9 protein-coding genes and 2 pseudogenes are annotated in these 11,798 nt (G+C 72.0%); 6 read left to right on the plus strand and 5 right to left on the minus strand.

All coding sequences use genetic code 11. The features are described 5' to 3' along the window. Nucleotides 1-51: 51 nt before the first annotated feature. Nucleotides 52-1,131, plus strand: coding sequence for an adenosine deaminase (locus QTQ03_RS23635; protein ID WP_289279942.1), 1,080 nt, complete (start codon nucleotides 52-54; stop codon nucleotides 1,129-1,131). A gap of 61 nt (nucleotides 1,132-1,192) precedes the next feature. Here QTQ03_RS23635 and QTQ03_RS23640 read toward each other — a convergent pair whose 3' ends face one another. Next, nucleotides 1,193-1,606: a hypothetical protein gene (locus QTQ03_RS23640; RefSeq protein ID WP_289279943.1), complete on the minus strand. Its 414-nt coding sequence runs from the start codon at nucleotides 1,604-1,606 to the stop codon at nucleotides 1,193-1,195. A gap of 385 nt (nucleotides 1,607-1,991) precedes the next feature. Between QTQ03_RS23640 and QTQ03_RS23645 the strand changes: the two genes are divergently transcribed. From QTQ03_RS23645 to QTQ03_RS23660, 4 genes are all read left to right on the plus strand, one after another. Continuing rightward, nucleotides 1,992-5,492: a sensor histidine kinase gene (locus QTQ03_RS23645; protein WP_289279944.1), complete on the plus strand. Its 3,501-nt coding sequence runs from the start codon at nucleotides 1,992-1,994 to the stop codon at nucleotides 5,490-5,492. Further along, on the plus strand, nucleotides 5,489-5,893 hold the full coding sequence (locus tag QTQ03_RS23650) for a roadblock/LC7 domain-containing protein (protein WP_289279945.1): 405 nt from the start codon (nucleotides 5,489-5,491) through the stop codon (nucleotides 5,891-5,893). The genes QTQ03_RS23645 and QTQ03_RS23650 overlap by 4 nt, the downstream gene beginning before the upstream one ends. A gap of 95 nt (nucleotides 5,894-5,988) precedes the next feature. Next, nucleotides 5,989-6,366, plus strand: coding sequence for a DUF742 domain-containing protein (locus QTQ03_RS23655; RefSeq protein WP_289279946.1), 378 nt, complete (start codon nucleotides 5,989-5,991; stop codon nucleotides 6,364-6,366). Nucleotide 6,367: 1 nt separating this feature from the next. Further along, nucleotides 6,368-6,961, plus strand: a complete 594-nt coding sequence (locus QTQ03_RS23660; protein ID WP_289279947.1) for a GTP-binding protein — start codon at nucleotides 6,368-6,370, stop codon at nucleotides 6,959-6,961. Between the two features lie 290 nt (nucleotides 6,962-7,251). Here the strand turns inward: QTQ03_RS23660 and QTQ03_RS30765 are convergent. The 3 genes and pseudogenes from QTQ03_RS30765 to QTQ03_RS23670 form a co-directional block, all read right to left on the minus strand. Further along, nucleotides 7,252-8,547, minus strand: a pseudogene (locus QTQ03_RS30765) (transposase); the annotation flags it as partial. A gap of 74 nt (nucleotides 8,548-8,621) precedes the next feature. Then, nucleotides 8,622-9,570, minus strand: a pseudogene (locus QTQ03_RS30770) (transposase); the annotation flags it as partial. Nucleotides 9,571-9,610: 40 nt separating this feature from the next. After that, nucleotides 9,611-10,576 carry a SatS C-terminal domain-containing protein gene (locus QTQ03_RS23670; RefSeq protein ID WP_289279949.1) on the minus strand — a complete coding sequence of 322 codons (966 nt, stop codon included), beginning with the start codon at nucleotides 10,574-10,576 and terminating at the stop codon, nucleotides 9,611-9,613. An 81-nt stretch (nucleotides 10,577-10,657) separates the two neighbouring features. On the opposite strand from QTQ03_RS23670, the gene QTQ03_RS23675 reads away from it, so the two are divergent. After that, nucleotides 10,658-10,999, plus strand: coding sequence for a PadR family transcriptional regulator (locus QTQ03_RS23675; protein WP_289279950.1), 342 nt, complete (start codon nucleotides 10,658-10,660; stop codon nucleotides 10,997-10,999). Between the two features lie 58 nt (nucleotides 11,000-11,057). Here the strand turns inward: QTQ03_RS23675 and QTQ03_RS23680 are convergent, their stop codons facing one another. Beyond that, a complete protein-coding gene (locus QTQ03_RS23680; protein WP_289279951.1) occupies nucleotides 11,058-11,714 on the minus strand; it encodes a permease prefix domain 1-containing protein in 657 nt (218 codons plus the stop codon). Between the last annotated feature and the right edge of the window lie 84 nt (nucleotides 11,715-11,798).

An 11,798-nucleotide genomic window follows, 5' to 3' on the forward strand; every position in this document is an offset into this window, starting at 1 on the left:
TCACCACGGTATCCCGGACTTCCGGCGGCCGGCGCCGACTAGGGTCTGACCATGGTCGCGAGTATCCGGTACGAGGACATCATCAAGGTTCCAAAGGCACTGCTGCACGATCATCTCGACGGTGGCCTGCGGCCGGCGACGATCGTCGAGCTGGCCGCGGAGGTCGGGCACGAGCTACCCACGACCGAGCCGGAAGCGCTCGGCCGCTGGTTCGTCGAGGCGGCGGACTCCGGTTCGCTGGAGCGCTACCTGGAGACGTTCGCGCACACGGTCGCGGTCATGCAGACCGCGTCGTCGCTGCGTCGAGTGGCCCGGGAGTGCGCGCAGGACCTGGCCGCAGACGGTGTGGTCTACGCCGAGGTCCGCTTCGCCCCCGAGCAACACCTGGAGCAGAACCTCACGCTGGACGAGGTGGTGGAGTCGGTCGTCGCCGGTTTCGCGGAGGGCAGCGCGCTCGCCGCCGAGGCGGGTACGCCGATCCGCGTCGGCACCCTGCTCACCGCCATGCGGCACGCCGCCCGGTCGCAGGAGATCGCCGAGCTGGCCGTGCGGCACCGGGACGCCGGCGTGGTGGGGTTCGACATCGCCGGCGCCGAGGCGGGTTTCCCGCCCACCCGGCACCTGGACGCCTTCGAGTACCTCCAGCGGGAAAACTTCCACTTCACCATCCATGCCGGCGAGGCGTTCGGACTGCCCTCGATCTGGCAGGCCATCCAGTGGTGCGGGGCTGACCGACTCGGGCACGGCGTCCGGATCGTGGACGACATCACGCCCGGCCCGGAGCCGGTGCTCGGCCGGCTCGCCGCGTACGTGCGGGACAAGCGGATCCCGCTGGAGCTGTGCCCGTCGTCGAACGTCCAGACCGGCGCGGTCACGTCGATCGCCGACCACCCGATCGGGCTGCTGCGGGAGCTGCGCTTCCGGGTCACCGTCAACACCGACAACCGGCTGATGAGCGGCACCTCCATGTCGCGCGAGATGGCGCTGCTGGTCGACGCGTTCGGGTATGGCTGGCGGGAGCTCCAGTGGTTCACGATCAACGCGATGAAGAGCGCGTTCATCCCGTTCGACCAGCGTCTGCAGATCATCGACGAGGTGATCAAGCCGGCGTACGCGAAGCTGATCGCCTGACCGACGCACGGGCCGCCGGCGGCCCGGTGGCGCCGCGGCCGTGCGGGTGGTCCGGCGGGCGTCAGGAGCGGTGCGGGTGGCCGGCGAGCAGGCTGGCCACCCGGCGCAGCACCTCGCCCGCGCGGGCGGCCTCCGCGCCGAGGCTGGTCTGCCGACGCAGCACCGCCGGCTCGGCGCGGAGCAGTGCCACCCCCCGGCGGACCAGCACCTGGGGCGCCTTTCGCTGCTCGGCGAGGTCACGGGCCAGCCGGCGGACGAAGGTCGCCCCGCGTGGCCGTCGGAGGGCGTACGCGCCGGCGAGCACTCCGCGGCGGCGGCACTCCGCGACGATCTCGGCCGCGAAAATCCCTTCGGCAACGAAAAGTGACGAACCGGCTAGGTCAAATGACCGCGTGGCCACCTTGCGGTCCTGCTCGATGGCGTAAACCGGCACGTCCGCTTGGCCGTCCCGAGCCAGTCGGACAATCGTTTTCACGGCTGCTCCGGCGTCCCAGGAAGCGGGCGATTCCCAGTCCACTCGGCCGTGCTGTCGCGGCAACGTAGGGTCATCGCCATCTTTGTAGAAGTCGTCCAAGCAGAGCACGGGAAGCCCAGTTCGTTGGGCTATGTACGACTTCCCGGAACCCGAAGGGCCAGCGAGCAGGATGACTCGGTAGGGGTGCTTCATTACTTTCAGTGACTCCAGCCAGACGGGCTGCTATCAGATCCCAAGAACATTCCACCACACCGTCGGCAAGGGCCAACCTGGGCTTTCTCTTTCCGGGGAGGCGTGATGGAATCTCGGATGGTCCGACCCCACGGGTCGGCCACTGGGCGTTGCCCGACGGTAACGCGGACGCTGCAATCGCGAGGGCGGTGACGTGAGCAAACGGCCAAAGACGGCAGAATCCTTCCTGTCGCGTCTGCGCCGGCCGGCCGGCCGGCTCCGCGACATGCCGATCTGGTCCAAGCTCGGTCTCATCATGATCGTGCCGACCATCGCCACGGTCGTCGTGGGGACCAGTGGTCTGGTCGACCACCTGCAGACGCTCAACAACGCCAACCGTGCCGGCGACCTCACCACCCTGGTCGGCTACTCCGGCGAGCTGGTCCACCGGCTACAGGACGAGCGGACCGCCGCGATCCGGCTGCTGGGCGTGCGGAAGGGCCAGTCCAACGAGGCCTACCGGAAGACGTTCGAGCAGGCGGCAGCCCGGGTCGACGAGGCCAGGGCGCCGTACTCCCGGCAGCGAGCCGAGGTCGACGACCTGCCCAGCACCGTGGAGAGTCATCTGCGCTCCATCGACCGGATCCTGGCCGACCTGCCCGGCACCCGCAGCCAGGTGCTCAACGCCCGGCTCGGCCGCGACCAGGCCGAGAAGGAGTACGAGCAGCTGCTCGCGGACCTGCTCAACATCCGAGACTCGGCGACGCAACTGGCCGGTGACACCGACCTGAGTGACCTGATGCGCCCGGCGACCGCTCTCGCCCGGGACAAGGAGTATCTGACCCAGCAACGAGACGTGGTGCACGAGGCCTTCATCCAGGGGGCGCTCACCCCGGAACTGCGCAACACCTACATCTCGACCTTTACCGGTCAGTTGCAGTGGGAAGAGACCTTCAAGTCGATCGCCAGTCGGTCCGACCAGGAGTTCTACGAGCAGACTGTCGCCGGCCCGGACTCGCGCGAGGCGAACAGCTACAACAGCAATCTGCGCAGTTTGTCCGACGCCCGTGACCCGAGACTCGCCGGCTTCACACCGGACCAGTGGAACAACGCGATGACCGCGTACGCCGGCCTGGTCCGGCAGGTGGAAGCGAAGATCGACGCCGATGCCGTGCGAGTTGCCGACGACATCCGCTCCGACGTGCAGCGTCAGGTCTTCCTGGAGACCGGTTTGCTGCTCAGCATGCTGCTGCTGGCCATCCTCTTCGCCTACCTGGTCGCCCGCTCGATGGCTCGCTCCCTGCGCGACCTGCGGCAGGGTGCGCTCTCCATCGCCCGGTACGGACTGCCGCAGGCCGTCGCCCGGCTGCGGGACCCGCAGGTGACCGGCGGACTCACCCCGGTGCAGCTGGCCAACCAGATCGCCGAGCCGCTGCCGGTGCACAGCAAGGACGAGTTCGGTCAGGTGACCGAGGCGTTCAACGCGGTCCACCTCGAGGCCGTGCGGACGGCCGCCGAGCAGGCCGCCCTGCGGGCGTCGGTCGCGACCATGTTCGTCAACCTGGCCCGCCGGTCGCAGATCCTGGTCGACCGGCTGATCGGGCATCTCGACCGGCTGGAGCGCGGCGAGGAGGACCCGGACCGGCTGGCCGAGCTGTTCCAGCTCGACCATCTGGCGACCCGGATGCGCCGCAACGACGAGAACCTGCTGGTGCTCGCCGGTGCGGACTCCACCCGGGTACAGCGGGAGCCAGCCGCACTGATCGACGTGCTCCGGGCCGCCCAGTCCGAGGTCGAGCACTACACGCGGATCGAGTTCGGGGTCGTCGACCGGGACATCGAGGTGGCCGCACACGCCGTCAACGATCTGGTCCACCTCGTCGCCGAGTTGTTCGACAACGCCACGGCGTTCTCGCCACCGGACTCGCAGGTCGTCGTCGAGGCCCGCCGGGTCGGCGAACGCGCCTCGCTCTACGTCGAGGACCGCGGCATCGGTGTGAGCCCGGAGCAGCTCCGGGAGCTCAACGAGAAGCTCGCCACGCCGCCCCAGGTGGACGTTGCGGTGTCGCGGATGATGGGTCTGGTGGTGGTCGCCCGGCTGGCATCCCGGCACGGTGTCAAGGTGGAGCTGCGCTCCGGCGCCGAGCGGGGCACCGTCGCGGACGTGACCCTGCCCGGCTCGGTGCTGGTGCCCCGGGCGCTCGCCGGCCGGATGCAGCCGCCTTCGGCGCTGTCGCCGGCCGCCACCGGCCCAGCAACCGCCTTCGACGCCCTCCCCGCGCTCGGGAACGCCCCCGCCGCGTCGCCCGCGGGTCCCCACCCCGGCGAATCCGGCAACCAGGTGACGCTCGGCGGTCGACCGTTCGACCCAGCACATCGCAACGGCTCCGACATGCCCGCCACTGCGGGCGCGGCCCGGGGGATGCCGGCCTGGTCGGACCTCACCGGCGCCACGGCCGCTGTGAACGGCGCCAACGGTGGTGCGGCGTACACCCCGCGCAGCTCGGACAACCAGTCGACCGAACCGCTGCCGCAGCGCCGCGCGTCGGCGGACCCGGGCGCCACCGGACAGCAGCCCGCGATTCCGCGGCAACGTCCCACCAGCGCGGACGTCCGCCCGTACTCGGCTCCGCCGGTCTCCACGCCGCCGGACCCGTACTCCGGGTCGCCGACCTTCAGCCCGCCGACATCGGGTATGCCGGTCTCCGCCTCGCCGGTCTCCGCCTCGCCCGTCTCCGGTCAGCCGATCTCGGCTGCCCCGTCGTCCGGTCAGCCGTACCCGGCGCCCCTGCCACAGCGTCCGGTCGCCTCGGCGCCCACCCCAAGCGCGTCCGCCCCGCCGGCCTGGCCGCCGGTGCCGGGCGTCAACCGGGACACCGCGCCCCCGGCGGTGCCGGAGCGGCTTGCCGCAGCGCTGGACATGACAACCGAGCTGCCCCGGGTCGCCCGCCCGACCGTGGAGCCACCGGCCACCCCGGAACTGCAGGCCGGCCCGGCCCCGGTCACCCGCCCGGCCCCGACCATGCCGCCCGCGGTGGCCCGGCCGACCACCCCGCAGCCGCCTCAGAACCGGCAGCGGTACGCCGACGAGACGATGGAGCTGCCAATCTTCCGGGAGCTCGAGTCGGCCTGGTTCCGTACCCGCCGGTCGGGGCCGGAGGAGGCTCCCAAGGTCACCGGGACGAACCGTGGCGCCGCGACCCAGCAGAACGCCAAGGTCGAATTGGCCGTTCCACAGTCACCACCCGCAACGACAGGTAACACACCGATGGCTGAAACCCCGACGACCGGCGGAGCGCCGCGCCAGCAGTACGGCCCGACGGTGAGCGGGACCGACGCGCCCGCCGCCGGGTTCGCCCAGCGGCGCGTGGCGGCCGGCGGCGGCTGGCAGACCGCCGCGGACGACGGGTGGCGGGCCGCCTCGGCAGCCAGCGAGGTGCCGGTAGCGTCGACCACCTCTACCGGATTGCCGAAGCGCACCCCGATGGCGCAGTTGGTGCCCGGTGCCGTGGAGAAGCCTGCGACGTCGGTGCAGCGGCGTACGCCAGAGTCGGTCCGGGGCCTGCTCTCCGCGTACCACCGCGGCGTCCAGCGGGGGCGTGGTAACCCCTCCGACAGCAACCCGACCAGCCCGGAGGAGACTCCGGGCGGGCAGTCCTCGCAGTCTGGCTCAGGCCCCGTGGCCGAAAGCGGGCAGAAGGAGCAAGAAGGATGACTACTACGCAGGATCTCGGCTGGCTGCTCGCCAACTTCGCCGACCGGGTGCCCGGAGTCGCGCACGCGGTCGCGGTGTCGGCGGACGGCCTGCTCCTCGCGGCCTCGCGGGACCTTCCGCGGGACCGGGCCGACCAGCTGGCCGCCATCGCGTCCGGGCTGGTCAGCCTCACCCAGGGGGCGGCTCGCTGCTTCGAGGGCGGGGCGGTGCTGCAGACGGTGGTCGAGATGGACAACGGCTTTTTGTTCCTGATGTCGATCTCGGACGGCTCGTCGTTCGCCGTGCTCGCCGCCCGCAGCTGCGACGTCGGCCAGGTCGGCTACGAGATGGCGCTGCTGGTCGACCGGGTGGGTGACGCGTTGACCCCGCAGCCGCGTGCGGCTGCGGGCGTGCTGGGTTGATGTTCCGCTGACCGTGCGGTCGGCGGGGCAACAACGACAACGAGGGGTTCGACCGGCGCGAGCCGGTACTGGGTACGAAGGAGGTGAGCGGCGACATGGCCGATCGTGACGAGCCGACCGGCGCGTTGGTCCGTCCATACGCCGTGACCCGTGGTCGTACCCGCCCCCGACTCGACATCGCGATGGAGGCGCTCGTCGAGACGACGGTGCGCGGTCGGGCCGCTACCGCCGGCAACGGCGGCCACGGCCGTGAGCACCAGTACATCGCCGCGCTGTGTGACGGACGCGTGCAGTCGCTAGCCGAGATCGCGGCGCGGATGCAGCTTCCGCTCGGTGTGGCCCGGGTGCTCATCGCCGACATGGCGACGGACGGCCTGGTCGCGGTCCACGAGCCGACCATTCTGGACGACTCGGACGACGCGGTGGGCACTGAACTGCTGGAGAGGGTGCTGAGTGGACTTCGCAGGCTCTGACATGTCGCACCGCCCGCCGACCCCGAGCGGGCGCGTGACGTCGGCGAAGATCGTTATCGCCGGTGGATTCGGCGTCGGTAAGACGACGCTGGTCGGCTCGGTCTCGGAGATCACGCCGCTGACCACCGAGGCGATCATGACTTCCGCGGGCGTGGGCGTCGATGACAACCGGCAGGTGCCGGGCAAGACGACGACCACGGTGGCCATGGACTTCGGTCGTATCTCGATCGACCGTGACCTGATCCTGTACCTGTTCGGTACACCCGGGCAGACCCGGTTCTGGTTCATGTGGGACGAGCTGGTCCGTGGCGCCATCGGCGCGGTTGTCCTGGTCGACACCCGCCGGCTCGCCGACTGCTTCGCGGCGATCGACTTCTTCGAGCACCGGCGGCTGCCGTACCTGATCGCGATCAACTGCTTCGACGGGTTGCAGTACCACGACCCGCAGGACGTCCGGGACGCACTGGCGATCTCCACCGACGTGCCGGTGGTGGCGTGTGACGCCCGGAACCGGGAGTCGACCAAGCACGTGCTGATCTCGTTGGTCGAGTACGTGCTCACCATGCGTCGTTCGCGCGCCGTGGCACCGGCCTGATCGTGCCCGGGTCGCGCCCGGTGGTGACTCCGGGCCGTCGCCGGGCGCGTCGTGGCCTGCGGGTACTACGGTGCGGTGCCGGCTGGTCCGCGCAGCGGGACGCCGGGCGCTTCCGCACCGCGCCGACCGCCGACTACTCCTGACCGTGCCCGGCCCGATGTTCGGGCTTGCCGAGGATGAGACCGCGGCCCCAGCTCCACGGGGCGACGCGCACGACGAGGCCCCCGGCAGCCGGGGGCCTCGTCGTCAGGAACGGTGCGCGGGCTGGTGCTGCCCCCGCGTGTGAGGAGTCAGGACCGGTAGCTCGCGGAGCGGTACTCGTACTCCCGTTCGTCGTCACGGTCGCCGGTGTCACGGCTGAAGTCCCAGCCCCCGGCGGACTCCCGACCTGGGCGCCCACCCACCGCGAAGCCGCCGATCTCCTGACCGCGACGCCATCCGCGGAAGTAGCCCGTGGTGTTCTCGGCGAGGCTCGCCGCGTCCCGCACAATCCGCAGTGGACGCTCTTCGTGTAGCGGCGAACCGGGGACGAGATTGGCCTGCGGCACCCGCTTCGGCAAGCCGGCCGACGTCTCGGTGCCGACCGCGGGCTGGGCTGCCTGCTCCGCCGCCTGCCAGCCGCTGTCCGCGGTGGAGGACCAGCTCAGGTCGGTGCTGTCGTCGTGACCCACGAACCAGGCCGACTTCGCCTGGGCGAAGATCAGCAGGTCGCCGTCCCCGTCGTCGGCGACCGGTGGGAGCCGGTGCGCGACCGGCTGCGGTTGGTGTTCGGCAGCGGGAGGTCCCGCGCGCAGGCCCTGCCGGCCGCCGCGGGCATCCTCCCGATCGACGAGTCGCAGCGGCGGCGTCTCCAGGTCCGGATCGGTGCCGTCGCGCAACGCACGGTCGGCCAGCGGTGGCGGCTCGACCAGGCGCAGCATCGGCGGCTCCTGCGGCAGGTCGTCCGCGAGCCAGGGCGGCGTGACCCGGCGCTCGTTTCCGGGGTCGGTAGGGGCGTCAACCCCCCGACCGCCGTACGAGCCGACCACCGGGTTACGCGCCGAACTGTCGGCCGGGTCTTCCAGGTTGTTGATCAGGGGCCAGTTTGCCCGGGAGCCCGGGGCGGTCGGCTCCTCGCTGGGACGCGGGGTGGGGACGGGCATGCTGAGATCTGTGGCGCTGGGGCCGGCGGCAGGAGCCGGGGACCCGGTCGTGTTCTTGGGGCGGGGCGGGATCATCGTGCGCTGCCGTTCCGCGCGAGCGCTGTTGATCGCTGCCGTGGTCAGCGTCGGACGGAAGGGCTCGCCGGCCTCGGCTGGGGGAACCGCCCCACGTTGCGTTGGCGCGATGGGCGTGATGCCGGGCGGCGGGGGCGGCGGTGCCGAGATCGGGCGGTTCGTCGGGCCGTCGATCCGACTCGGTGTAGCCGCTGGACGGGCCGGCGGCGCGGAGACGGGTGGGCCGGCCAGCGCTGCGGGCGTGACCGGTGGTGGGGCGACCGGGGGCGGTGCCACCGGTGCCGGCGCGACCGGGGGCGGACCGAGTGGGCGGGGAGACGGCGGTGGCGTGGCGCCGGCAACCGGCTCCGGGCGGGCCCGCCGGGCGCCGGGCGCCGCTTGGGCGGGCTCCGCGGAGCGGACCGAACGCAGGTTGGTGCCGGTCGTGGCGCCGGACAGGTCGCCGACCGCGTCGCCGCGCCGGGCGGCCGCTCGGCGGCCGGGCCCTGGGGTGCCCACTCGGTCGTCAAGCGCGCCGACCAGCGCGTCACAACCGGCGTCGCAGGCCCGCACGGAGGCGACGGCTTGGCGAATCGTCTCGGACACCGCCGAGGTGAGGACCCGGTTGACCGTCGCCCGGCGGGGCGTCTCGGAGACGGCCAGCCGCAAACTGGTCACGGCGGCCCCGACCTCGTCGGCGTCGGCGACGCCGCCAGCGGTGAGGCTCGCCGCGGCGCGTTCGGCGGCGTCGTCCCGGTCCGAGCCCACGCCGCCCAGCATGCCGGGCTCGGGAAGGGCGTCCAGGACCGCCAGTGCGACGGGCTCGGCCGGATCGGGGTACGCGCGCAGCGCGGCCGGGTACAGCTCGCGTAGCACCTCACGCAGGGCCACCGCAGCCGAGTGCCGGCCGTTGGCGAGCGCCGCGTGCGCGGCGAGCACCTGCTTGTAGCCCGCGAGATCCCGGGGGGCGGGCAGCGTGACGGCCGAGAGCGCCCCTGCCTGCAGGGCGCGCGCCAGGCCGACGGCCCGACGCTCCGCTGGTGGTGACTGCATCTCCTCCAGGGAGTCGTCGTCGGCGAACCGCTCAGCGAAGTCGTCCACCGAGTCGTCGTCGGCGATCGCCAGCGGCCGACCGGCGGCGCTGAGTAGCGAGGTGATCGTGTGGTCGTCGCTGTCGGCGGCGATCGCCGCACCGCTCGGCCCGCCCGACCGGTCCACGAGCAGTGTGACCAGCTGGGCGTAGCCAGCGGGGTCGTCGCTGATCTCGCGGACATGCAGCAGACGGCCTGCGTCGTCGACCACAGCGGACGTCAGCGCCGATCCGGCCGAAGTCGGTCGGCCGGCCGGATCCGCCGAGGCCAGACCGCAGTACACGCGCACGAGCGCCACGGCGTCGTCCTCCTCCCGGGACACAGATCTTTCTCTGCCAGAGACTGATGCTCCCTGGTAAGGATCAGTCGCGCCAGTCCACGACGGCAGAGATCTTGCCGACAATGGTGCGCCAACCCAAACTTGCGGTTTGTGCCCCGATTCTCTTCAATCTGCGCCGGCCGAGGAATCCGCCGATCCCCCCGTTGACCGAGGCCCGCAGTGCCTCGTCCAGATCGTCGAGACTGGACCCCGCGGAGAGCATGTCCAGCACGGCGGGTAGCTGCAGCGCGTACGAGATGTCACGGGCGACCTCGCCGGCCTCGATGAGCAGTGTGGAGTCCCAGGCGTCGTGCCCGCCGCGCAGATTCTCCACGACCAGGTCGAGCTCGTAGACGTCTTGGTCGAGTGGTGCAATGTCGGCCGGTTCCAGCCGTTCGGACAGTTCGTTCCAGCTGTCCAGTTGAGCCAGGTCGTTGGGTGCACCGGACCGGACGAAAGTGACCAGGGACTCGGGGGTCTTGAAGAGCAGCAGCCGGCCCTTGTGGCTGAGGAAGACCGGCACCTCCTCGTCGCCGGTGTCCTCCTCGGCGGCCGCTGAGTCCTCGTCCGCGTCGGCTTTCGCCCCGTCCTTCGTGTCGCGGCCCGCCTCCTCGTCGCTCTCGGCGAAATCCTGCGCGACCTCTTCGTCGAGGATGACGACGGCCTCGTCGTCATCCTCCTCCTCGGCCACGACCTGGCGCCGAGCGAGGAAGGGGTCGTCCTGGTCCCGCTCCTCGACGTCGGTCGGGGTAAGCTCCCGGGCCGGCCGGTATGCCCGCAGCGTGTAGCCGGTGCCGGCGGGCAGGGCGATCTCCACCGGGTCGATCCGCAGTTCCTCCCAGAGCGCGCGGGTCGCCCCGGCGGACGCGGATGCGGTGCCGGACTCGGCCGGGCCGTCGAGCTCGGGCTCGTCGGCGTCGGGCCGGTGAGGTGACTGGCGGGCCACGCTGACCTCCGTGTGCTCGGGCTGCTTACCCGCCGGACGCCTCCGGCGAGTGACTACGCGCACATACCCTAGTGGGCGACCCGGGGGTGACGATGCCCGCACCCCGGTGGCGGACCGGCCGGCTGACAAGTAGCGTTGCTACGTATGAAGGCCCAGGCGCTGCACGGACACCTCGACGCACTGCTGCTGGCGGTGCTGGAACAGGGGCCACTGCACGGCTACGCCGTCATCGAGGCGCTCCGCGCGCGCAGTGACGGCCAGCTCGACCTGCCGACCGGCACCATCTATCCGGCCCTGCGAAGGCTGGAGCGGGCCGGTTACGTGGCAAGCACCTGGAGCACCGTCAACGGCCGGGAGCGGCGGACGTACCAGCTCACCGACGCAGGCCGCGGTGCCCTGGCCGGCGAGCGGTCCGGGTGGCGGCAGTTCAGCAGGACCGTCGGGCGGTTCCTCGACGCCGACGTGCCGCCGACCGCGCCGGCCTGATCACCGCCGCCGGGGGCCGTGTCCCCGGCCGTCGCACCCGGTGGCCACTCGGGACCCGTCAACGAACGGCGTGTACCCAGCTTCGGGCGGCACGACCCAGCCAGAGGAAACCGACCCCCACCAGGACCGCGCCGATGATCATCGGTGGCCAGGTCAGCGCGCCGTCCCAGAGCCCCACCGACCAGCCGAAGAGGGCTGAGCCGGTGAGCGCGCCCAGGGCGGGCAGCACGGCCAGGCCGGCACCGACCAACCGGTGAAGCACCGGACTGTGCCGGCTCGCCCCGGCCACCAGGACGCCGAGGCCGCCGAGCACGGCGGCGAACAACCAGAGCCAGTCGATGGATGCCGCGAGGAGCAGATAGCCCGCCGGAGGGCGGGGGCCGTCGCTCCAGCTCGCGCCGCGCCAGGTGAGGTCGCCGGCGGCGATGCTGGCAGCGGCCACCGCCAACACCCGCCAGGACAGCCCGCGCAGCGCACCCACCGCCAGCTCGGCCTGATAGGCCGGGGCGAGCTGCGCCGGTGTGCCGAACTCGGCCACCGCCCGGCGGTGGGCCTCCGCCGTCGACAGCCCACCCTCTCGGTACGCCTCGACGGCGTCCAACAGCCCGTGCCGCGCCTCGGTCAAGAGGTCGGCCTTCAGCCCGCTCGGCCCGCGTAGCTGCTCGCCCAGCGCCCGCAGCCGCTCCTCCACCAGCAGATCATCGCCGCCCCGCATGGCAACCACCCTGCCACGCCCGTCGGTTCGATGCCGTCCGGGACATCCCTGGGCCGACCCGGATCCACCGGTTTCAACGCCGAT

This window comes from Micromonospora sp. WMMA1363 (genome assembly GCF_030345795.1).
Lineage (GTDB): Bacteria > Actinomycetota > Actinomycetes > Mycobacteriales > Micromonosporaceae > Micromonospora.